Raw genomic sequence first — 20,113 nt, forward strand, 5'->3', positions numbered from 1 at the left:
AGTAGATCCACGCCCTGCGTGGACGGCAGTAGATCCACGCCCTGCGTGGACGGCAGTAGATCCACGCCATGCGTGGATGGGCAGCTGGCCCGGCCAGAGCGTGCCGACCCACGGTCGGCACCCACCAGAATCAGCACCTACCTGACAATGCCGACCCACGGTCGGCAGCCACCTGCTGCGCTTTAGCGCGGCCAGGCGTTGGCGATCGTGCAGAACAACCGCGCCGTCTGCTCGGTGTCATACACCGCGCTGTGCGCCTCGTTGGCATCCCAGCCCAGCCCGGCGGCCGTGGCCGCACGGGCCAGCACCGTCTGGCCGTAGGCGATACCGGCCAGGGTCACCGTATCGAACACGCTGAACGGATGGAACGGATTGCGCTTGTGGCCGGTCCGCGCCACCGCTGCATTGACGAAGCCGAGGTCGAAATGGGCGTTGTGGCCGACCAGGATCGCGCGCTGGCAGCCGTACTTCTTCATCGCGGCGCGCACCGGGGTGAAGATGTGGTCCAGTGCCGCCTTCTCTTCCTTGGCCAGCCGGAACGGGTGGTCGAGGATGATGCCGGTCACTTCCAGCGACTTCGGGTCGATTTCCAGGCCCTCGGCCGGCACCACGTGGGCGCTGGCGGTCTGGCCGGGGTAGAGCAGGCCGTTCTCGTCCATTTCGATCGGCACCGCCGCGATTTCCAGCAGGGCATTGCGCTGGCTGTCGAAGCCGCCGGTTTCCACATCCACCACCACCGGCAGGAAGCCGCGGAAGCGTTGTGACATCGCGCGCTGCGCCGGGGGCATTGCGGAATCGGAAGCGGCAGCAGGTGCGGGAATCGGGTCAGTCATGCGGGAATTCTAGCAGAGCGCTCCTGAGCGCCCGGCCAGCCTTGGCGGCACGAGGTGCCTGCGTGGGGGAGTGTCGACCCCGGTTGACACCTGCCAGAGCGCGCCGCCCGCCCGGGCAGAACCCGGTAGGTGCCAACCTGGGGTGGCACACGGTGCGCCGGCCAAGGTCGGCATCTAGCGGGCTGCGGGCCGCGCAGGCGTGGCCGAGGGAGACCCGCGCGTCAGCCATGCATCCACGCTCAGCCTGCCGGCACCGGTGAAGATCAGTGGCAGCAGCATTGCCATGAACAGCACCGGCAGTTTGAAGTTGCCGAAGCCCTGGTCACTGATCGCATAACCCATCGCGAGGTCGCCCAGCGAATCCCATTGCATCGGCCAGTGCACCGCATAGGTCGCGACCACGGTCAGTACCAGCAGGCTGGCCGCGGCGAAGCGGGTGCCGAAGCCGAACAGCAGGCAGGCCGCGCCGACCAGCTCGAACCAGGTCGCCAGTTGCCAGTTCAGTGCGGCCGGCAGCTGGTCGAACGGGAACGGGAAGGCGTCCTGCAGATCGGCGAACCAGTTCTGGCCGTGCAGCTTCTCGCGGCCGGATTCGAAGTACTCCCAGGCCAGCAGCAGGCGCAGGCCGAGCGGCGCCAACCAGGGGGCGAGGCGGTCCAGCTGGCCGCGGGTAGCGGCCAGGGTCGGAAGGTTCATCAGGGGATCTCCGCGGAAGGGGCGTCAGGGCGGGGCGGTGAGCGGGCCGATCACGCCGGCCTGCAGGAACTGCTGCAGCAGCGCGGTACCGGGGTCGGCCAGCGCATCCAGCTCCAGGCCATGAGCGCCGGCCAGCTGCTGCAGATACTGGTGGCCGGTCAGCCCGGGGTGCTCGCCGATGCGGGCCAGCAGGTACACCGCCAGCGGGCTGAGAGTGGCGAAGCGCACCTCGCCATCGGGTTCGCGCCGGACCAGCAGGCCGGTCGGTTCGGCCGGCGGTTGCGCCGGCGCATCCTCGGCTCCCAGGCGGTGCACCGGCCACTGGTACAGCAGCGGCCAGGCCAGCGCTGAGCGCTGCAGCGGCACCTGCAGTGGATCGATATCGCCCGCGGCAGGCAGCGGCTCGGCCGGCAGCTGGTACAGCGCGGTTTCCACCCACTCGTAGTGGGCCAGCTCGGCCAGCGCCGGGTGTGGCAGCTGCGGCTGTGCCTGCAACCACTGCACGAACTCGGCGGCCAGTTCGGTGAACAGCGGCGTCTGGCAGTGGTGCGTGGCGAAGTAGCGGCGCACCAGCGCGCTCCAGGCCGGTTCGCCCAGCAGGCGCACGCAGACCGGGAAACCATTGCCCAACAGGCCGAGCAGGTTGTTGAACAGCAGGCGCTGGTATACCGCCAGCCGGCGTGGCTCCAGCCCGGCCGGCGCGGGCACCGCCTGCGGGTCGCGCAGGTGTGCGGTGAATGCGTGCTGCTGCGCGCGCAGCGCTGCGGGAGCGTCAGCCATGTGCATTCCCGGCGTGGGTGGCCTGCAGGCGGCGGATGGTCTGCAGTTCGCCCTGCAGCTCGGCATAGGGCGGGAAGTTGAAGTCGCGCTCGAGCAGGGTGGGACGCGGGCCGATGCGCGCATAGGTGCGTGCCAGCAGCTCCCAGACCGGGTCGATCACCGCACTGCCGTGGGTGTCGATCTTCAGGTCCGGCGCCTCGTCCAGGTGCCCGGCCACGTGCAGGCAGACGATGCGCTGCGCCGGCAGGCCGGCGATGAAGGCATCGGCGTCGTAACCATGGTTGCAGGCGTTGACGTAGACGTTGTTGACGTCCAGCAGCAGGTCACAGTCGGCTTCGGCGAGTACCGCTTGGGTGAATGCCAGTTCGTCCATTGCCGGTTCCGGTGCCAGGTAGTAGGACACGTTCTCTACCGCGATGCGGCGTCCAAGCAGGTCCTGCACGTGGCGGATGCGCGCCGCGGTATGCCGCACCGCTTCGTCGGTGAAGGGAATCGGCAGCAGGTCGTACAGGTGGCCGTCGTCACTGCAGTAGCTGAGGTGCTCGCTGTACAACGGTACGCGGTGCCGTTCGAGGAACTGGCCGACCTGCTGCAGCAGCTGCGTGTCCAGCGGCGCGCTGCCGCCCAGTGACAACGACAGGCCGTGGCAGCTCAGCGGATGCCGCTGTGCCAGTTCGTCCAGCGCGTCACCGGCGGGGCCGCCGACATGGATCCAGTTTTCCGGAGCGCATTCAAGGAAGTCGAAATCGCCGGCCGGTGCATCCCGCAGATCCTGCAGCAGCGCCCTGCGCAGCCCCAGCCCCACGGCCGCCGCATGCAGCGGCGGCCGAGGGTCGACGACGCTGGCGCGGACGTCAGTGCTTGCCACCGCACTTGCCTTCGCCACACTTGCCTTCCGCAGCCTTCTTGTCGCCGCTCTTGGCCTTGGCGCCTGCCGCAGCACCGGCGGCCTTGCCCTTGTCGGCGCCGCACTTGCCTTCGGCGCTCTTGCCGTCGGCACCACACTTGCCCTCTGCGTGCTTGCCGGTGCCGGCCGCCTTGGCGGCATCGGCGGCCTTGGCGTCGGTGCTGGCCTTGGCGGCCTGGCCTGCCACCAGGTAACCCTGGGCGAGGTCGTTCATGCTCAGCGCGGAGGCACTGGCGGTCATGCCCAGGCCTGCGGCCAGGGCGGTAGCAGTCAGCAGGGACAGGGTCTTGTTGGAACTGCTCATCGGTCGTGCTCCTGGGTGGTGTGGGCGGGTGCCCGGGTGGCCGGCAGGGATGCCGGTGGAAACGATGGTGCAGCGATCCTACTCAACGAATCCTCGCCAAGAACTCAAATTTTCGTGAGGTTTGTTACAGAAGGGGAGACCGGTGGCCCCGGACAGGCCATCCACGCGTGGCGTGGATCTACCTCCGGCCGCCGGCCGGGCCAGACCGTGAGGGGATGAGCGGCCCCGGTGGATCCACGCCGCGCGTGGATGCAGCGCCGGGACGGACAAAAACAATGGCCGCTGTCACCAGGACAGCGGCCACCTTGGACTCAACTCCGGTGTTGCAGTGCAGCGTCAGAGCTGGCCGGTGCTGGAGGTCTCGTCGCGCTTCTCACGCGGCGGCAGCGGCTGCTCGCCATGCACCAGGAACCACACGTTCTCGGCGATGTTGGTGGCGTGGTCACCCACGCGCTCCAGGTTCTTGGCCATGAACAGCAGGTGCGTGCAGGGGGTGATGTTGCGCGGGTCTTCCATCATGTAGGTCAGCAGCTCGCGGAACAGCGCGGTGTACTGCGCGTCCAGGCGGGCGTCGTCCTCGCGCAGGGCCAGGGCGGCATCGGCGTCGTTGTCGCGGTAGGCCGCGATGGCGCGGCGCACCTGCTGCGCGGCCAGGCGGCCAAGCGCGCGCAGGCCCTGGATCTGTGGCAGCGGCGGTACCTTGCCGAGCGCGATCGAACGCTTGGCGACATTGGCCGCATAGTCGCCGATGCGCTCGATGTCGGCGGGGATGCGCAGGCCGGCGAGGATCTCGCGCAGGTCGCGCGCCATCGGGCCGCGCAGCGCCAGTCGCATCACGTCGTGGCTGATCTGCTGCTCCAGCGCGTCGATCGCTTCATCGTTGGCGATGATGCGATGCGCGGCGTTCTCGTCGCGCTTCTCGATGACGTCCATCGCCGCTTCCAGCTGGGCGACGGCCATCTCGCCCATGCGCACGATTTCGGCCACCAGACGCTGCTGTTCTTCGTCGTAGCTCTTGACGATATGGTCGTTGGGAAGATTCATGGTTGTTCCACTCTGTAAAGCCGAGCCATGCCCGACTGACGTTGTCTGTAGAGTCGAGCCATGCTCGACTGACCTTTCAGCCGAAGCGGCCGGTGATGTAGTCCTCGGTCTGCCGCTGCGACGGCTGCGAGAAGATCACTTCGGTGCGATCGTGTTCGATCAGGTCGCCCAGGTACATGAAGGCGGTGTAGTCGGACACGCGGGCGGCCTGCTGCATGTTGTGGGTGACGATGACGATGGTGTACTCGTGCTTGAGCTCTTCCACCAGCTGCTCGATGCGGCTGGTCGAGATCGGGTCCAGCGCCGAGGTCGGCTCGTCCAGCAGCAGCACCGACGGGCGCAGCGCCACCGCGCGGGCGATGCACAGGCGCTGCTGCTGGCCACCGGACAGGCCCAGTGCGCTCTGCCCCAGCTTGTCCTTCACCTCGTCCCACAGCGCGCCCTGGCGCAGCGCCTGCTCGACGCGGTCGGCCATGTCGGCCTTGGAGAGCTTTTCGTGGTGGCGGATGCCGTAGGCCACGTTCTCGAAGATGGTCATCGGGAACGGCACCGGCTTCTGGAACACCATGCCGACCTTGCTGCGCAGGCGGTTCATCGGGTACTTCGGCGACAGGATGTTCTCGCCGTCCAGCAGCACTTCACCGCGCGCTTCCAGCTTCGGATACAGCGCGTAGATGCGGTTGAAGATGCGCAGCAGGGTCGACTTGCCGCAACCGGAGGGGCCGATCAGCGCGGTCACGCGCTTTTCCGGAATCTCCAGGTTGATGCCCTTCAGGGCATGGAACTTGTCGTAGTAGAAGTCCAGTCCACGCGCGGCGAGCTTGACCGGAGCCGGCGTGTGCAGGTTCTCGTGCGAGGCCGGCACGGCGATGCGCTGCATCGGCACGGCGTTGGAGAGGTCGTTCATGGCGGTTTCCACGGAAAGGTCAGTCATGGGAGATACGGTTGCGCAGCAGGATGCCGCGAGCGGCAAGGCTGACCAGCAACACGAAGACAGTCAGCACCAGGGCACCGGCCCAGGCGAGCACCTGCCAGGATTCATACGGGCTGCCGGCGAACTGGTTCATCACCACCGGCACCGAGGCCATCGGCTGGAAGATGTTGTTGTTCCAGTACTGGTTGCCGAAGGCGGTGAACAGCAGCGGGGCGGTCTCGCCGGAGATGCGGGCCAGCGCCAGCAGGATGCCGGTGATGATGCCGGCCGAGGCGCTGCGGTACAGCACCTGCACGATCACCTTCCACTGCGGGATACCCAGCGACAAAGCCGCTTCGCGCATCTGCGAGGGCACCAGGCGCAGCATCTCGTCGGTGGTGCGCACCACCACCGGCAGCACGATGAAGGCCAGCGACAGGGCACCGGCGAAGGCCGAGAAGTTGCCGCCGGTCTGCATCACGTACAGGGTGTAGACGAACAGGCCGAGCACGATCGACGGCGCCGACAGCAGGATGTCGTTGACGAAGCGGACCACGGTGCCGGCCTTGCGGGCGTTGCCGTACTCGGCCAGCCAGGTACCGGCCAGCACGCCCAGCGGCGTGCCGATGCCGATCGCCAGCGCACACATCACCGCACTGCCGAAGAAGGCGTTGGCGAGGCCACCTTCCTGCATCGGCGGCGGCGTCATCTTGGTGAACAGGTCCAGGTTGATGCCGGCCAGGCCCTTGGAGGCCAGGGTGAACAGGATCCAGCCGAGGAAGAACAGGCCGAACAGCGCGGTGGCGCAGGAGGCGGTGATCGCAACGACATTGCCGATGCGGCGGCGCAGGTACAGCGAATCAGCGGTGGTGGACATCAGTTGCCCTCCTTGCGGGACAGGCGCATCAGCATCAGGCGGGCGATCGCCAGCACCACGAAGGTGACGATGAACAGGACGAAGCCGAGCAGCAGCAGGGCCGAGCGATAGGTTTCAGTGGCTTCGCCGAAATCGTTGGCGATCAGCGCGGCGATGGTGGTGCCCGGCTCCAGCAGCGACGGCGACAGGCGCACGCTGTTGCCGATCACGAAGGCGACCGCCATCGTTTCGCCGAGGGCGCGGCCGAGGCCGAGGAAGATGCCGCCGATCACCGCCGAGCGGGTGTAGGGCAGGACGATGTCCCAGCTCACTTCCCACTTGGTCGAACCCAATGCGTACGCCGATTCCTTCAGGCGGGTCGGCACGGTCAGGAACACTTCGCGCATCACCGAGGAGATGAACGGGATGACCATGATGGCCAGCACGAAACCGGCGGTGAGCATGCCGATGCCGAGCGGCGGGCCCTGGAACATCGGGCCGATGATCGGCCATTCGCCCAGGGTCTCGTTGAGGAACGGGGTGACGTACTCGGTCATCACCGGCACCAGCACGAACAGGCCCCACATGCCGTAGATGATCGAGGGAATGCCGGCCAGCAGCTCGATGGCGGTGCCAACCGGGCCACGCAGCCAGCGCGGTGCGACTTCGGTGAGGAAGAAGGCGATGCCGAAGCTGACCGGCACGGCGATGACCATCGCGATCAGCGCGGTGACCAGGGTGCCGTAGATCGGCGCGAGCGCGCCGAACTTGTTCTCGACCGGATTCCAGTCGGCCGAGAAGAAGAAGCTCAGGCCCTGCATCTGCAGGGCATGGCGGCCGCCCCACAGCATCGACAGCGCGGCACAGGCCAGGGCGATCAGGACGAAGATGACGGTGCCGACCAGCACCCATCGGAACAGTTTGTCGTTGCGGGCATCACGCGCATCACGCGTGGACGGGGCGGCTACAGGCTGGGCGATGGCATTCATGGGGACGGCAGGGCCAGGAAGGGGCGGGGCGGCACGGCGTGGAAGAAGCGGTGCCCGCACGTGGCGGGCACCGTCGTGTCCATCACTTCAGGTCGGTCGCCCAGTAGGCCTCGATCTGCTTGACCAGTTCGGCCGGCAGCGGCACGTAGTGCAGCTCGTTGGCCTGGGCCTGGCCGTTCTCGAAGGCCCACTTGAAGAAGGCCAGCGTGTCCTGGTTGCGCTTGGCATCCTTCGGCTTCTTCTGCATCAGCATGAAGTTGGTGGCGGTGATCGGCCACGCCTGGTCGCCCGGTGCGTTGGTGATGACCAGGTTGAAGTCCTTGGCGCTGGCCCAGTCGGCGCTGGCGGCCGCGGCGGCGAAGGTTTCCGCGCTCGGCTCGACCCAGTTGCCGGCCGCGTTCTGCATGGCGGTGTACGGCATGCCGTTCTGCAGCGCGTAGGCCAGTTCGACGTAGCCGATCGAGCCCTTGATCTGCTTCACGTACGAAGCCACGCCTTCATTGCCCTTGCCACCGACGCCGTCCGGCCACTGCACCGAGGTGCCTTCGCCGACCTTGCTCTTCCACTCCGGGCTGACCTTGGACAGGTAGTTGGAGAAGTTGAAGGTGGTGCCCGAGCCGTCCGAACGGTGGACCAGGGTGATCTTGCCGTCCGGCAGCTTCACGCCCGGGTTGGCGGCGACGATGGCCGGATCGTTCCAGGTCTTGACCTTGCCCAGGAAGATGTCGGCCAGCAGGGCGCCGCTCAGGCGCAGCTTGCCGCCTTCCAGGCCTTCGATGTTGACCACCGGCACCACGCCGCCGATGGCGGACGGGAACTGGGCCAGGCCGGCCTGGGCCAGCTCTTCGCTGCTCAGCGGCTTGTCGGAGGAGCCGAAATCGACGGTGCCGGCCTTGATCTGGGCGATGCCGCCGCCAGAGCCGATCGACTGGTAGTTGATCTTGGCGCCGGTGGTGGCGTTGTAGTCAGCCGACCATTTGGAGACCAGCGGGAAGATGAAGGAGGCGCCCGCGCCGGACACTTCGGCGGTCACCTTGGCACCGGCAGCGGCCGGGGCGGCGGCACCGTCGGCTGCCGGCTGCTGCGCGGCCTGCTTGTCGCCACCGCAGGCCGACAGGCCCAGGGCGATGGCCAGGGAAAGGGCGGCAAGGCCGGCCGAGTGCAGTTTCATGGTCACTCCATAGCGGGGAAGAGCCGACGTCGTCGGCGGATGCGGCTATGAAATGATGTTTTTGTTACAGCCGTATTACGACCATGACAGAGGTGTACTGGATCACGTTCTGACAAGGGTTTCACCGGGTTGGCGCCGGTCCCGCAGGCACCCGGGGACCCCGGATCTGCGCACGGATGTGACGATAGCTGCGAGGTAGAGCCGAGCCATGCTCGGTTGCGGGTGAGGCCAGGCCGGAAGCAGCCGAGCATGGCTCGGCTCTACAGGGGGGGGGCGAAGCCAGCCGGGCACGGGCTCGGCTCTACAGGGGCGGTGGCGCCCGCAAACGAGAAGAGCGCGAGATCTCGAGGATCTCGCGCCCGGGTGGGGTCGGAGGGGGAGAGAGGACCCGCCGACCCCGTTCCTGCGGGGGAACTCGTTTACTTCAGGTTCTGCGACCAGTAGGTCTCGATCTGGCGGACCAGGCTGTCCGGCAGCGGCACGTAGTCCAGCTGGCGGGCCTGCGCGTCGCCGCTCTTGTAGACCCAGCGGAAGAACTCCTGGGTCGCCTTGCCGTTGGCGGCGTTCTTCGGCTTCTTGTGCACCAGGATGAAGTTGGTGGCGGTGATCGGCCAGGATTCGGCGCCCGGGGCGTTGGTCATCACCAGGTAGAAGTCCTTGGCGTTGGCCCAGTCGGCGCTGGCGGCGGCGGCGGCGAACGAGGCATCGCTCGGCTGCACGAACTTGCCGGCGGCATTCTTCATCGCGGTGTACGACAGCTTGTTCTGCAGCGCGTAGGACAGTTCGACGTAGCCGATGCCGCCCTTGATCTGCTTCACGTAGGCGGCAACGCCTTCGTTGCCCTTGCCGCCGATGCCGGCCGGCCACTGCACCGAGGTGCCTTCACCGACCGAGCTCTTCCACTCCGGGCTGACCTTGGACAGGTAGTTGACGAAGTTGAAGGTGGTGCCCGAGCCATCCGAACGGTGCACGACGGTGATCTTGGCGCTCGGCAGGGTCACGCCCGGGTTCAGCGCGGCAATGGCCGGGTCGTTCCAGGTCTTGATCTTGCCCAGGAAGATGTTGGCCAGCACGGTGCCGTCCAGCTTCAGCGCGCCCGGAGCGATGCCGGCCACGTTGACCACCGGCACCACGCCGCCGATCACCGACGGGAACTGGGCCAGGCCCGAGGCCGCCAGTTCTTCCGGCTTCAACGGGGCATCGGAGGAACCGAAGTCAACCGTCTTGGCCTTGATCTGGGCGATACCACCACCGGAGCCGATCGACTGGTAGTTGACCTTGTTGCTGGTGGCGGCGTTGTAGTCGGCCGACCACTTCGACATCACCGGGTAGATGAACGAGGCGCCCGCGCCGGTGATTTCAGCGGCGTTGGCGGCGAACACGGACGACGCTGCGAAGACGGCAACGGCAACGCGCGACTTGAAGGCGTGGATCACGGGGTGGCTCCTGGGTTGATTGGGATGCGGGGTTACCCGCCCGGCGCACATTCCATAACGGTTCGATGACAGCGCAGGGACCGTTGTATGACGCCACCGTTACAGCGTTGCCTGCGGTACCTGCGGCAGCGGTGTGAAGGTTTGAAGTGAGCGCTGCGGCCGCTCCAAGGCAGCGCCGCGTGTTCCCGCGCATCCGCGCCCGTTCCCTGTATGTCGGCTGCTGCACATCACCGGTGGCAGGTGGTTGCCGCGGCCTGGGCATCGCGCAGCGATGTTGCGTCATCCACACCCCGCCTGGCGCCGGTGGGCCGTCGCGCGGTGGGCCGCCGGGCCATCGATGCCGGTACAGATCGCCATATGCCGCAAGGGATCGACAAGGATGGGGCGATAAATGCGTCGTACGCATGACGGCACGAAGAAATCTGTGGTTGGTGCTCAGGTTGTCATTCGGCTGTCATGGTTTTAACGGAATGTTCGCAAAACGCTTGACCGGCCTGCCGGCGTGGCGTTCTGCCCAAGCCATTCCAACCCTCTGGAGAAATCCAAAATGCGTTCCCATTTGCTCGCCGCCGCGGTCGTTGCAAGCCTCGGTCTGGTTTCCGCCGACGCCTTTGCAGCTCCCGCCAGCACGGGCGTATCCCAGGCACAGCTGCAGCAGCTGCAGGCGCAGATCGCTGCTCTGCAGGCCCAGGTCCAGCAGTTGCAGAACGATTCGCAGGCGCTGCAGGCGCAGTCCGACGCGCAGTCCGAAGTGAACATCACCCAGGCCCAGGCCCTGGAAGGTGCGCAGAAGACCCAGACCAGCGTCGACAAGCTGGCCAAGCTGGTCAATGACAACAAGATCGGCGGTCGCATGTTCTTCGACCTGACCAACATCGACAAGACCAGCAACGGCAAGGACACCGCCGCCAGCGGCACCGGTCTGGACGTCAAGCGCTTCTACCTGACCGTCGACCACAAGTTCAATGACATCTGGTCGGCGAACCTGACCACCGACTTCCAGTACAGCTCGGCCATCGGCAACACCGAACTGTTCGTCAAGAAGGCCTACGTGCAGGGCAGCTTCGACCCGGCCTTCAACCTGCGCGTCGGTGCCGCCGACATGCCGTGGATCCCGTACGTCGAGAAGTTCTACGGCATGCGCTATGTCGAGAACACCCTGACCGACCGCCTGAAGTACGGCAACTCGTCCGACTGGGGCCTGCATGGCTTCGGCAACCTGGGCAACAACTTCAACTACGCGGTGTCGGTCGTTTCCGGCGCCGGCTACAAGAACCCGACCCGCAGCAAGGGCATGGACGTGGAAGGCCGCGTGGCCTACACCCCGAACGAGAACTTCGTGGTCGCCGTCGGTGGTTACAGCGGCAAGCTGGGCAAGGAAACCGACATCCAGAGCACCGAGAACACCTACACCCGCGCCAACGCGATGGTGGCCTACGCCGACAGCAACTTCCGCGTCGGTGGTGAGTACTTCCAGGCCAAGAACCTCAACAACGTGCTGACCGTTGCCACCGACAAGACCAGCGGCTGGTCGGTGTGGGGCAGCGTGCGCGTCACCGACGGTGGCATCAACGTGTTCGGTCGTTACGATGACACCGACGTCAGCAAGACCCTGGACCCGACCCTGAGCGACAAATACTGGAACGTCGGCGTCGAGTTCCCGGTCATGAAGAACCTCAAGCTGTCGACCGTGTACAAGTACACGCACCTGGCCAACGCCGGCGACAAGAAGAACGACAAGACCAAGGAGTTCGGCGTCTGGGGCGACCTGTCGTTCTGATCGCCGGAACCACGCTTGTCTGGAAATGAAGACGGCGGGCCGGGGGCCCGCCGTCTTCGTTTGGTCACATCAGGAACTGCGTCACGCTGCGGCCGGTGTCTTTTCCTTGAACCGGCACAGGTCGGCAATCACGCAGCCCGGGCAGTCCGGCTTGCGTGCCTTGCAGACGTAACGCCCGTGCAGGATCAGCCAATGGTGCGCGTCGAGCAGGAATTCGGCTGGAATCACCTTAACCAGCCGGTCCTCCACCTCGCGGACGTTCTTGCCCGGGGCCAGCCCGGTGCGGTTGGCGACGCGGAAGATATGCGTGTCCACCGCCATCACCGGTTCGCCGAAGGCGGTGTTGAGGACCACGTTGGCGGTCTTGCGTCCCACCCCCGGCAGCGCTTCCAGTGCATCGCGATCGCGCGGCACTTCGCCGCCGTGCTTCTCCAGCAGGATCGCGCAGGTGGCGATCACGTTCTTCGCCTTGGCGTTGAACAGGCCGATGGTGGCGATGTACTGCTTCAGCCCATCCTCGCCGAGTGCAAGGATCTTCGCCGGCGTATTGGCGACCGGGAACAGGCGGCGGGTGGCCTTGTTGACGCCGACATCGGTTGCCTGCGCCGACAACGCGACCGCCACCAGCAGTTCGAACGGCGAACTGTATTCCAGCTCGGTTTTCGGGTGCGGATTGAGTTCACGCAGGCGGCTGAACATCTCCACCACGTCGGCACGCGGCATGCTGCCGCCGCGGCGCGCAGCTGCGCGCTGGGTCTTGCGGGGCGTGGCCATTACTGCTCCTTGCCGCTGGCGCGGGCCTTGGCCCGGGCGAGGATGGCGGCGGCGGCGGCGGGCAGCGCAGGCTTCATGTCCGGCGCCGGCGCAGGTGTGCGCCGCGCATCACGTTCGGCTTCCCGGCGTGCCAGGCGAACCGCGCGCGCGCGGTAGCGTTCGCGTGCAGCCCAGGCAGCGTGCAGCCGCTGCTGGGCCTGGCGCAGGCGCTGCGGAAGATCCGGGTGGCCGGGCAGCAACAGTTCATCGCCGGCGCGGGGTACGTAGTCCATCAGTCCGGCCTGCAGGGCGCCATCGAGATCGTCTGCCTGGACCCGGGCGAACAGCTGCGCGGGGTTGGGTCGGGATGCCATGGCGTCAGCGGTTCTGGAAGGCCGGCGGGCGGCGCTGCAGGAAGGCGCTGGTGCCTTCGCGCATGTCCTCGGTGGCAAACAGCAGGCCGAACTGCGCGCTTTCGTATTCCAGCCCGGCTTCCAGGCTGCATTCGCCGCCCACGTGCACCGCATCGAGCAGACCACGCAGGGCCAGCGGGGCCGACCGCGCCAGCTGCCGGGCAACGTCCTGCACGCGATCGTCCAGCGCGTCGGCGGGCACCACCTCGTTGACGATGCCCAGCTCCAGCGCACGCGCGGCGTTGATCGGTGCGCCCAGCAGGCACAGTTCCAGGGTGGCGGCACGGCCACACAGGCGCAGCAGGCGCTGGCTGCCACCGAAGCCGGGAATCAGCCCAAGATTGATTTCCGGTTGGCCGACCTTGGCGCTGTCTGCGGCGATGCGCAGGTGGCAGGCCATCGCCAGTTCCAGGCCGCCGCCCAGCGCAAAACCGTTCACGCGGGCGATGACCGGCTTGGGCATGCGTTCGATCTGGCGCATCAGCGCCTGGCCCAGCAGCGAGAAATCACGTCCCTGAACCGCACTGAGTGTGTTCATTTCCGCGATGTCGGCACCGGCCACGAAGGCCTTGGGGCCGGCACCGGTCAGCACCACCACGCGCACCTCCGGGTCGGCCGCAGCCGCGCTGAATGCCTCGGCAAGGGCCTGCAGGGTCGCGGCATTCAGGGCATTGAGCTTGTCCGGGCGCTGGACGGTCACGGTGCGGATGGCGCCGTCGTCGGCGACAGCGATCAGGGCATCGGCCACGGGAAACTCCTGGAACGTTAAAAAAAAGTGATATTGAACTCCGCGAACGCAGACGGGTCATAGCCTGCATCGTGAGTAGCGGTTATACGTTGCGCCCGTTATCCTAACCCGTCGCCTCAGGGCGGCGCAGAACGTCCCTGAGTTACCACCCCTGGAGAACTGTTTGATGAAGTTGCGTTCTATCGCGGTCGCCGTCGCGGCCCTGGCCCTGACGGGCAATGCCTTCGCCCAGGACGTTTCGTCCGAAAAGGGCAAGCTGAGCTACTACTTCGGTTACGACTACGGCAACAACCTGGCGGAGCTGACCGGTCGTGGTGAGCAGCTGGACATCAACTCGGTGGTGAAGGGCCTGCAGGATGCCTACGCCAAGAAGCAGCCGGCGATCACCGCCGAGCAGCTGAAGCCGGCCGTTGAAGCTTTCCAGAAGCGCGAGCAGGGCCGTGCCCAGGCCGCCAAGGCCGAGTACGAAAAGGCCGCTGCCGAAAACAAGACCAAGAGCGATCAGTTCATCGCGGCGAACAAGGCCAAGGCCGGCGTGCAGTCCCTGCCGAGCGGCGTCCAGTACCGCGTGATCGAAGCCGGCAAGGGTGCCAAGCCGACCCAGGCCAGCACCGTGCAGCTGGAAGTGGCCGGTCCGTTCCCGTACGGCCAGCGCCCGACCGAAGCCCGCCCGGCCCAGCAGATTCCGTCGATCAAGGTCAGCGAAGTCGAAATGAAGGCCATGCGCGAGACCCTGCTGCAGATGCCGGCAGGCTCGAAGTGGGAAGTCACCCTGCCGCCGGACCAGGCCTACGGTGCCGACCCGCGCACCCCGTTCCCGCCGAACGTGGCTGTGCAGTTCGAGATCAAGCTGGTCAGCGTCAAGTAACAGCAGATCGAAGCAGTAAACGCAACGCGCCGGTGATCCCACCGGCGCGTTTCTGTTTGCGCGGAGCGCGGCCGGAAGCGCCGTGCCATGCCCGGCGAACATGCGCCGCACGATGCAACGTGCCATGCGCCGCGTGGTTGCCCCCGCGCAAACCCGGCCCATTCGCGCTACTGTTGGCGGGTGCAAACACTGGAAGAATCGGCGCGTGTTGTGGCAAGCCCCTGCATCGGAGTATGCGAGCTGGATACGGACCGGCAGTGCACCGGCTGCGGGCGGCATATCGATGAGATCGCACGGTGGTCGTCGATGAGCAGCGACGAACGCAGCCGCATCCTGCACCGCGTGCAACCCTTGCGCCAGCAGCTGCAGCACTCACTGCGCGGCTCGTTGGCCGACCACGAACGACTGATGCGCGCGTTGCATCCACTGGCCGAACCGCCGGCCGGTGACGGTTGGAACCGCAGCGAGCTGATCGACCTGCTGCCGCCCGGGCCACCGGTGGAGGCGGCGGTACTGGCCGGCATCGTGCCGCGCGCCAACGGCGCGCAGGTGATCCTGACCCGGCGCACCGAAACCCTGCGCACGCATGGTGGCCAGGTCGGCTTCCCCGGCGGCCGCACCGAACCCGATGATCGCGATGCACTGGCTGCCGCGCTGCGCGAGAGCCAGGAGGAAATCGCATTGGCCCCCGGCCAGGTGCAGGCCCTGGGTTATCTCGATCCCTTCGTGACGATTACCGGCTACCGGGTCACCCCGGTGGTGGCGGTGGTCGACCCGGATTTCGTGCCGGTTCCACAGCCCAGCGAAGTGGCCGAGGTATTCGAAGTGCCGCTGGATTACCTGATGTCGGCCGACAACCTGCGCCAGGTCGAAATCAATCATCGCGGACGCGTCCGCCACGTCCTCGAGTACGGCTGGCCCGGCCAGCGCATCTGGGGCGCGACCGCCGCCATTCTCTACAACCTGCGTCGCCGCCTGGAGCAAGCGCAATGAAGCCGATCGATCCGCCCTGGACCACCCTGGTCGATGTCGCCACCTTGTCCGCCGCGCTGGGCGAGGGCGTCCGCGTGGTCGACGCGCGTGCCACCGCCAGCACCGCGGTGCGCGTGGTCGATGCCCGCGCTTCGCTGGCCGATCCGCAGGCCGGGCGCGAGCAGTACCTGGCGGGGCATATTCCGGGCGCGGTGCATGCGGATCTCAACCGCGACCTGTCCGATCTGGCACGCATCGGCCACGGCCGCCATCCACTGCCGGACAGCGACGCCTTCGCCACCAGACTGGGCCAGTGGGGGATCGACCCCGATACCCAGGTCGTGGTCTATGACGGCAGCGACGGCAGCATGGCCGCCTCGCGGCTGTGGTGGCTGCTGCGCCTGATCGGGCACAGCCGGGTGGCCGTGCTCGACGGCGGCATCGCCGCCTGGCAGGCGGCCGGCCAGCCCCTGGTCGCTGGCCACGGTGAGGTGGAGGCGCTGCCGGCCTATCCGGGCCGTTTCGATACCACCCAGATCGCCAATGCCGATGAGATCAGTGCACGCCTGAAGCATGCGCCGGGTTGGCTGGTCGATGCCCGCGCCGGCGAACGCTTCCGCGGCGAAGTGGAGCCGCTGGACCCGGTTGCTGGCCACGTACCGGGTGCGGTCAACCGCCCGTTCGCGCTGAACGTGCTCGACGGCCGCCTGCGCGATGTGCAGGCGCTGCGCGCCGAACTGCAGGGGGTGATCGGCAACCGTGATCCGCAGCAGGTGGTGCTGATGTGTGGCTCCGGTGTCACCGCCTGCCATCTGTTGCTGGCGATGGAGGCGGCCGGCCTGGCGGGCGCGCGCATCTACGCCGACTCCTGGAGCGGCTGGGTCAGTGACAGCTCGCGACCGGTCGCGACCGGCGCCTGAGCTCGTACCCTCGCACGCATCGCGCATGAAGCAGTCGAGCATGGCTCGACTCTACAAAGGCTCGTTCCGATCGATTCGAAGTTCATCCACGCATGGCGTGGATCTACCGTGTCGGCCAAGGTCGGCACCCACCCCGCCTCCCCTCAGGAAGTCAGCTTCTGCTGTTGCTCTGGCTTCGGCTTCGACTTCTGCAGGTGCAGGGCGCAGCCCTGCAAACCCTCACCCCAACCCCTGCAGCGGCACCTTGGCCAGGATCCGCGCCCACGGGAACAGCGGGCCCGGATCGCGCTTGCGCGCCACCGTCAGCGCCGGATTGTCGCTGGCCGGCACCTGCTCGAGGTCCAGCTGGTCGTGCCCGGCGATCCGGCGCAGCGACGGATAGCGCGCCACCAGTGCCAGCAGCAGCTGCTCCAGGGCCCGCAGCTGCGCCTCGCTGTACGGCTCGTCCATCGCCTGGTGACGGCTGTCGAACCAGTCCGGATAGCGGCCGGTATTGACCAGCTCGATGCCTAAGGTATGCGCGTTCATGCCGCGCACGTGGTGGGCCACGCGCTCCGGTGCCACGTACTGCACCACGCTGCCATCGCGGTCGATATAGAAGTGGCCGCTGTTGCCGGCGCCGCTTTCATACAACACGCGCTCGCCGTAGGCGCGGGCCATGACCAGGTCCGGCAGCTCGGTGCAGTGGATCACCACCATCTCCAGCGTGGCCGGGTCGCGCAGCGGCAGGTGGTCGTGGTAGGGCAGAGGCTGCAGCTGCAGGCCGGGCAGGAGCGGGTTGGGCATCCGGCGATGCTAGCATTGCGGCATGAACCTGCCTCCTCTTTCATCGCCGGCCCGCTCGCACGGAGCGTGCGCATGAGCCGTGGCCACTGCATCCTGTCCCACGGCTTCGAGAGCGGCCCGGAAGCGACCAAGGTCACGGCGCTGGCCGACGTGGCGCAGCGGCTGGGCTGGACCCATGAGCGCCCGGACTACACCGACCTGGACGCGATGAGCCAGGTCAGCCGGGTGGGCGACGTGCCGACCCGGCTGCGCCGCCTGGTCGAACGCACCGCCATTGCCGCCCGGCAGGGGCCGGTGGTGCTGGCCGGTTCCAGCCTCGGTGCCTATATCTCGGCCATCGCGTCGCTGCAGGTACCAGTGGCCGGCCTGTTCCTGATGGTGCCGCCGACCCACATGGGACCGATGCCGGCGCTGGATGCCGCGGCGGTGCCGACCAGCGTGGTCCAGGCCTGGCATGACGACGTGGTTCCGGCTGCGGGGGTGATCGCCTGGGCGCAGGCGCGCTCGGCGCAGCTGCTGCTGGTCGACGACGGGCACCGCCTGGAACACCACGTGGAAGCCTCCGCGCAGGCCTTCGAGCGCCTGCTGCGGCAACTGTGAAGCCCGGGCGCACGGCGCGCCCGCCCGCATTGACTACAATGGCAGCCCCGCCGCCCCCGGCGCGGGCCTGCCGGCCGTGCTTACGGCCCTCCTTTCTTACCGGCCCGGCCGTTGTGCCGCGCCCGACCACCTGCGAACCGATCCCGTGAAATTCTTCGTCTCCTGCGCCAAGGGCCTGGAATACCTGCTTGCCGATGAACTGTCGGCCCTCGGCCTTGGCAAGGCCACTGCCACCATTGCCGGCGTCAACGCCGAAGGCGAACTGGAGCAGGCGCTGCGGATCGTGATGTGGTCGCGCCTGGCCAGCCGCGTGCTGTGGCCGATCGACGAGTTCGACTGCCCGGACGAACAGGCCCTGTATGACGGCGTGCGTGCGCTGCCGTGGCACGAGCACATCAAGCCCGAGATGACGCTGGCGGTGGACGCACACGTGTCCGGCGACAAGATCACCCACGCCCGCTTCGCCGCGCAGCGGATCAAGGACGCCATCGTCGACCGCATGCGCGATGAGGGTCTGGAGCGGCCATCGGTCAACACCGACCTGCCGGACGTGCGCGTCAACCTGTCGCTGCGCAAGGGTCGTGCCTCGCTGTCGATCGATCTGGGCGGTGGCCCGCTGCATCGCCGCGGCTGGCGCGGGGCCGCCCACGAGGCGCCGCTGAAGGAGAACCTGGCCGCCGCGCTGCTGCTGCGCGCGCAGTGGCCGCGCCTGCACGCCGCCGGCGGTGGGCTGCTGGACCCGATGTGCGGCAGCGGTACGCTGCTGATCGAAGGCGCGCTGATGGCCGCCGACGTTGCCCCCGGCCTGATGCGCCACGGCAGCCTGCCGCCGAGCCGCTGGCTGGGCTTCGACAAGGCCGCCTGGAAAACCATCCAGAGCGAGGCACGCGACCGCGAGGCGGCCGGCCTGGCCGCGCTGAAGCCGGTCATCCACGGCAGTGACATCGATCCGACCGCGATCCAGGCGGCCCGTGAGAATGCCGAAGTGGCCGGCGTTGCCCATGCGATCCGCTTCACCCGCGCCGACGTGGCCGATCTGGCAGCGCCTGAGCAGGAGATCGGTGCGGTGGTCTGCAACCCGCCGTACGACGAGCGCCTGGCCGCGGATCCGGCGCTGTACCGTGCGCTCGGCAATGCGCTGCAGAAGGCGGTGCCGCAGTGGCGGGCCAGCCTGCTGTGCGGCAACGACGAACTGGCTTTCGCCACCGGCCTGCGTGCGGGCAAGAAGTACCAGATGTTCAACGGCGCGCTGGAATGCGCGCTGATCGTCTGCGATCCGATTGCCGTGCCGGGGCGTGACCCGGCGCAGCCGCGCGAACTGAGCGAAGGTGCGCAGATGGTGGCCAACCGCCTGCGCAAGAACCTGAAGAAATTCAAGAGCTGGCGTGCCCGCGAGGACATCACCTGCTTCCGCGCCTATGACGCCGACCTGCCGGAGTACGCGGCCGCCATCGACGTCTACGAGGAAGAGGGTGGCAAGCGCCGTACCTTCCTGCACGTGCAGGAGTACGCCGCCCCGGCCGCGATTCCGGAGAACGACGTGCGTCGCCGCCGCAACGAACTGCTGGCCGCCGCGCGCGAGGTATTCGGGGTGCCGCCGGAACAGGTATCGATGAAGTCGCGCGAGCGCGGCAAGGGCGGCAGCAAGTACGGTCGCTTCGAGCAACGCGAAGAGTTCATCGTGGTGCGCGAGAACCATGCGCTGCTGCAGGTGAACCTGTTCGATTACCTGGATACCGGCCTGTTCCTCGACCATCGCCCGCTGCGCCGGCAGATGGCCGAGCAGGTGCGTGGCAAGCGCTTCCTCAACCTGTTCTGCTACACCGGCGTGGCCAGCGTGCAGGCGGCCGTGGCCGGTGCCGCGAGCACCACCAGCGTCGACCTGTCGGCCACCTACCTGCAGTGGTGCTATGACAACCTGTCGTTGAACGGGCAGGGCGGCAACCAGCACCTGCTGGTGCAGGCCGATGCGATGGCGTGGCTGGAAGCAGACCGGGGCCAGTACGACGTGATCTTCTGCGACCCGCCGACGTTCTCCAACTCGGCGCGTGCCGATGACTTCGACGTGCAGCGCGAGCAGCTGAAGCTGCTGCGTGCGGCGGTGGCACGACTGGCGCCGGGCGGCGTGCTGTACTTCTCCAACAACTTCCGCCGCTTCAAGCTGGAGGAGAACGCGATCGCCGAATTCGCCCAGTGCCGCGAGATCACCGCGCGCACCATCGGGCCGGATTTCGAGCGCAACGCGCGCATCCACCGTGCGTGGGAGCTGAAGCGGCTGGGGTAAGCCCGGTAGTGCCGGCCGCTGGCCGGCAACCGGGAGACCCGGGGTCAGAGCCCTTGCGCG

The 20,113-nt window shown here is 67.4% G+C and carries 21 protein-coding genes; 6 read left to right on the plus strand and 15 right to left on the minus strand.

Going from position 1 to position 20,113, the window contains the following annotated elements:
• Nucleotides 1-182: 182 nt before the first annotated feature.
• From rnt to pstS (Q0P60_RS14830), 11 genes are all read right to left on the minus strand, one after another.
• Nucleotides 183-788, minus strand: a complete 606-nt coding sequence (gene rnt / locus Q0P60_RS14780; protein WP_294995200.1) for a ribonuclease T — start codon at nucleotides 786-788, stop codon at nucleotides 183-185.
• A 219-nt stretch (nucleotides 789-1,007) separates the two neighbouring features.
• Nucleotides 1,008-1,529, minus strand: a complete 522-nt coding sequence (locus Q0P60_RS14785) for a DoxX family protein (protein WP_294994935.1) — start codon at nucleotides 1,527-1,529, stop codon at nucleotides 1,008-1,010.
• A 24-nt stretch (nucleotides 1,530-1,553) separates the two neighbouring features.
• A complete protein-coding gene (locus Q0P60_RS14790; RefSeq protein WP_294994938.1) occupies nucleotides 1,554-2,309 on the minus strand; it encodes a putative DNA-binding domain-containing protein in 756 nt (251 codons plus the stop codon).
• Nucleotides 2,302-3,177 carry a DUF692 domain-containing protein gene (locus tag Q0P60_RS14795; protein ID WP_294994941.1) on the minus strand — a complete coding sequence of 292 codons (876 nt, stop codon included), beginning with the start codon at nucleotides 3,175-3,177 and terminating at the stop codon, nucleotides 2,302-2,304. The genes Q0P60_RS14790 and Q0P60_RS14795 overlap by 8 nt, the downstream gene beginning before the upstream one ends.
• Nucleotides 3,164-3,520: a hypothetical protein gene (locus tag Q0P60_RS14800; RefSeq protein ID WP_294994944.1), complete on the minus strand. Its 357-nt coding sequence runs from the start codon at nucleotides 3,518-3,520 to the stop codon at nucleotides 3,164-3,166. The genes Q0P60_RS14795 and Q0P60_RS14800 overlap by 14 nt, the downstream gene beginning before the upstream one ends.
• Before the next feature lie 336 nt (nucleotides 3,521-3,856).
• Nucleotides 3,857-4,564: a phosphate signaling complex protein PhoU gene (phoU, locus tag Q0P60_RS14805; RefSeq protein WP_294994947.1), complete on the minus strand. Its 708-nt coding sequence runs from the start codon at nucleotides 4,562-4,564 to the stop codon at nucleotides 3,857-3,859.
• A gap of 76 nt (nucleotides 4,565-4,640) precedes the next feature.
• The gene (gene pstB, locus Q0P60_RS14810) at nucleotides 4,641-5,471 is read right to left on the minus strand and encodes a phosphate ABC transporter ATP-binding protein PstB (protein WP_294995204.1); all 831 of its coding nucleotides are present in this window, start codon (nucleotides 5,469-5,471) and stop codon (nucleotides 4,641-4,643) included.
• A 19-nt stretch (nucleotides 5,472-5,490) separates the two neighbouring features.
• Nucleotides 5,491-6,354, minus strand: coding sequence for a phosphate ABC transporter permease PstA (gene pstA / locus Q0P60_RS14815; protein ID WP_006428262.1), 864 nt, complete (start codon nucleotides 6,352-6,354; stop codon nucleotides 5,491-5,493).
• A complete protein-coding gene (pstC, locus tag Q0P60_RS14820) occupies nucleotides 6,354-7,322 on the minus strand; it encodes a phosphate ABC transporter permease subunit PstC (protein ID WP_008267250.1) in 969 nt (322 codons plus the stop codon). The genes pstA and pstC overlap by 1 nt, the downstream gene beginning before the upstream one ends.
• Nucleotides 7,323-7,404: 82 nt before the next feature.
• A complete protein-coding gene (pstS, locus tag Q0P60_RS14825) occupies nucleotides 7,405-8,493 on the minus strand; it encodes a phosphate ABC transporter substrate-binding protein PstS (RefSeq protein WP_294994954.1) in 1,089 nt (362 codons plus the stop codon).
• 419 nt (nucleotides 8,494-8,912) lie between these two features.
• Nucleotides 8,913-9,929, minus strand: a complete 1,017-nt coding sequence (pstS, locus tag Q0P60_RS14830; RefSeq protein ID WP_294994957.1) for a phosphate ABC transporter substrate-binding protein PstS — start codon at nucleotides 9,927-9,929, stop codon at nucleotides 8,913-8,915.
• Nucleotides 9,930-10,476: 547 nt separating this feature from the next.
• Between pstS (Q0P60_RS14830) and Q0P60_RS14835 the strand changes: the two genes are divergently transcribed.
• Complete coding sequence (locus Q0P60_RS14835) at nucleotides 10,477-11,709, plus strand: porin (protein ID WP_294994960.1); 1,233 nt, start codon at nucleotides 10,477-10,479, stop codon at nucleotides 11,707-11,709.
• 81 nt (nucleotides 11,710-11,790) lie between these two features.
• Here Q0P60_RS14835 and nth read toward each other — a convergent pair whose 3' ends face one another.
• The 3 genes from nth to Q0P60_RS14850 are packed head-to-tail and all read right to left on the minus strand — an operon-like array spanning nucleotide 11,791 to nucleotide 13,623.
• Nucleotides 11,791-12,483, minus strand: coding sequence for an endonuclease III (gene nth / locus Q0P60_RS14840; protein WP_294994963.1), 693 nt, complete (start codon nucleotides 12,481-12,483; stop codon nucleotides 11,791-11,793).
• Nucleotides 12,483-12,836 (minus strand): hypothetical protein, encoded by a 354-nt coding sequence (locus Q0P60_RS14845; RefSeq protein ID WP_294994966.1) that lies wholly within the window; start codon nucleotides 12,834-12,836, stop codon nucleotides 12,483-12,485. The genes nth and Q0P60_RS14845 overlap by 1 nt, the downstream gene beginning before the upstream one ends.
• A 4-nt stretch (nucleotides 12,837-12,840) precedes the next feature.
• Entirely contained in the window at nucleotides 12,841-13,623 is a 783-nt protein-coding gene (locus Q0P60_RS14850) for an enoyl-CoA hydratase-related protein (RefSeq protein ID WP_294994969.1), read from the minus strand.
• 166 nt (nucleotides 13,624-13,789) lie between these two features.
• On the opposite strand from Q0P60_RS14850, the gene Q0P60_RS14855 reads away from it, so the two are divergent.
• The 3 genes from Q0P60_RS14855 to Q0P60_RS14865 all read left to right on the plus strand — a co-directional run bounded on the left by Q0P60_RS14855 (nucleotide 13,790) and on the right by Q0P60_RS14865 (nucleotide 16,383).
• Nucleotides 13,790-14,491, plus strand: a complete 702-nt coding sequence (locus tag Q0P60_RS14855) for an FKBP-type peptidyl-prolyl cis-trans isomerase N-terminal domain-containing protein (RefSeq protein WP_005408797.1) — start codon at nucleotides 13,790-13,792, stop codon at nucleotides 14,489-14,491.
• A gap of 180 nt (nucleotides 14,492-14,671) precedes the next feature.
• Complete coding sequence (locus Q0P60_RS14860) at nucleotides 14,672-15,484, plus strand: CoA pyrophosphatase (RefSeq protein ID WP_294994973.1); 813 nt, start codon at nucleotides 14,672-14,674, stop codon at nucleotides 15,482-15,484.
• Nucleotides 15,481-16,383 carry a sulfurtransferase gene (locus tag Q0P60_RS14865; protein WP_294994976.1) on the plus strand — a complete coding sequence of 301 codons (903 nt, stop codon included), beginning with the start codon at nucleotides 15,481-15,483 and terminating at the stop codon, nucleotides 16,381-16,383. Before Q0P60_RS14860 ends, Q0P60_RS14865 begins: the two co-directional genes overlap by 4 nt.
• A gap of 219 nt (nucleotides 16,384-16,602) precedes the next feature.
• On the opposite strand, the gene Q0P60_RS14870 is transcribed toward Q0P60_RS14865, so the two are convergent.
• Nucleotides 16,603-17,169: an N-acetylmuramoyl-L-alanine amidase gene (locus Q0P60_RS14870; protein WP_294994979.1), complete on the minus strand. Its 567-nt coding sequence runs from the start codon at nucleotides 17,167-17,169 to the stop codon at nucleotides 16,603-16,605.
• Nucleotides 17,170-17,241: 72 nt separating this feature from the next.
• Here Q0P60_RS14870 and Q0P60_RS14875 point away from each other — a divergent pair, with 72 nt between their 5' ends.
• The gene (locus tag Q0P60_RS14875) at nucleotides 17,242-17,769 is read left to right on the plus strand and encodes a hypothetical protein (protein ID WP_294994982.1); all 528 of its coding nucleotides are present in this window, start codon (nucleotides 17,242-17,244) and stop codon (nucleotides 17,767-17,769) included.
• 145 nt (nucleotides 17,770-17,914) lie between these two features.
• Nucleotides 17,915-20,053 carry a bifunctional 23S rRNA (guanine(2069)-N(7))-methyltransferase RlmK/23S rRNA (guanine(2445)-N(2))-methyltransferase RlmL gene (gene rlmKL / locus Q0P60_RS14880; RefSeq protein WP_294994985.1) on the plus strand — a complete coding sequence of 713 codons (2,139 nt, stop codon included), beginning with the start codon at nucleotides 17,915-17,917 and terminating at the stop codon, nucleotides 20,051-20,053.
• Nucleotides 20,054-20,113: the final 60 nt, after the last annotated feature.

The sequence above is a fragment of the uncultured Stenotrophomonas sp. genome, from assembly GCF_945952405.1.
GTDB lineage: Bacteria > Pseudomonadota > Gammaproteobacteria > Xanthomonadales > Xanthomonadaceae > Stenotrophomonas.

Coding starts and splice junctions, on each gene's coding strand:
- Q0P60_RS14855 (WP_005408797.1), top strand. CDS start 13,790: ATGAAGTTGCGTTCTATCGCGGTCGCCGTCGCGGCCCTGGCCCTGACG.
- pstS (WP_294994954.1), bottom strand. CDS start 8,493: ATGAAACTGCACTCGGCCGGCCTTGCCGCCCTTTCCCTGGCCATCGCC.
- Q0P60_RS14790 (WP_294994938.1), bottom strand. CDS start 2,309: ATGGCTGACGCTCCCGCAGCGCTGCGCGCGCAGCAGCACGCATTCACC.
- Q0P60_RS14845 (WP_294994966.1), bottom strand. CDS start 12,836: ATGGCATCCCGACCCAACCCCGCGCAGCTGTTCGCCCGGGTCCAGGCA.
- Q0P60_RS14870 (WP_294994979.1), bottom strand. CDS start 17,169: ATGCCCAACCCGCTCCTGCCCGGCCTGCAGCTGCAGCCTCTGCCCTAC.
- Q0P60_RS14865 (WP_294994976.1), top strand. CDS start 15,481: ATGAAGCCGATCGATCCGCCCTGGACCACCCTGGTCGATGTCGCCACC.
- Q0P60_RS14875 (WP_294994982.1), top strand. CDS start 17,242: ATGAGCCGTGGCCACTGCATCCTGTCCCACGGCTTCGAGAGCGGCCCG.
- pstC (WP_008267250.1), bottom strand. CDS start 7,322: ATGAATGCCATCGCCCAGCCTGTAGCCGCCCCGTCCACGCGTGATGCG.
- Q0P60_RS14800 (WP_294994944.1), bottom strand. CDS start 3,520: ATGAGCAGTTCCAACAAGACCCTGTCCCTGCTGACTGCTACCGCCCTG.
- Q0P60_RS14835 (WP_294994960.1), top strand. CDS start 10,477: ATGCGTTCCCATTTGCTCGCCGCCGCGGTCGTTGCAAGCCTCGGTCTG.
- phoU (WP_294994947.1), bottom strand. CDS start 4,564: ATGAATCTTCCCAACGACCATATCGTCAAGAGCTACGACGAAGAACAG.
- rnt (WP_294995200.1), bottom strand. CDS start 788: ATGCCCCCGGCGCAGCGCGCGATGTCACAACGCTTCCGCGGCTTCCTG.
- Q0P60_RS14785 (WP_294994935.1), bottom strand. CDS start 1,529: ATGAACCTTCCGACCCTGGCCGCTACCCGCGGCCAGCTGGACCGCCTC.
- nth (WP_294994963.1), bottom strand. CDS start 12,483: ATGGCCACGCCCCGCAAGACCCAGCGCGCAGCTGCGCGCCGCGGCGGC.
- pstA (WP_006428262.1), bottom strand. CDS start 6,354: ATGTCCACCACCGCTGATTCGCTGTACCTGCGCCGCCGCATCGGCAAT.
- pstB (WP_294995204.1), bottom strand. CDS start 5,471: ATGAACGACCTCTCCAACGCCGTGCCGATGCAGCGCATCGCCGTGCCG.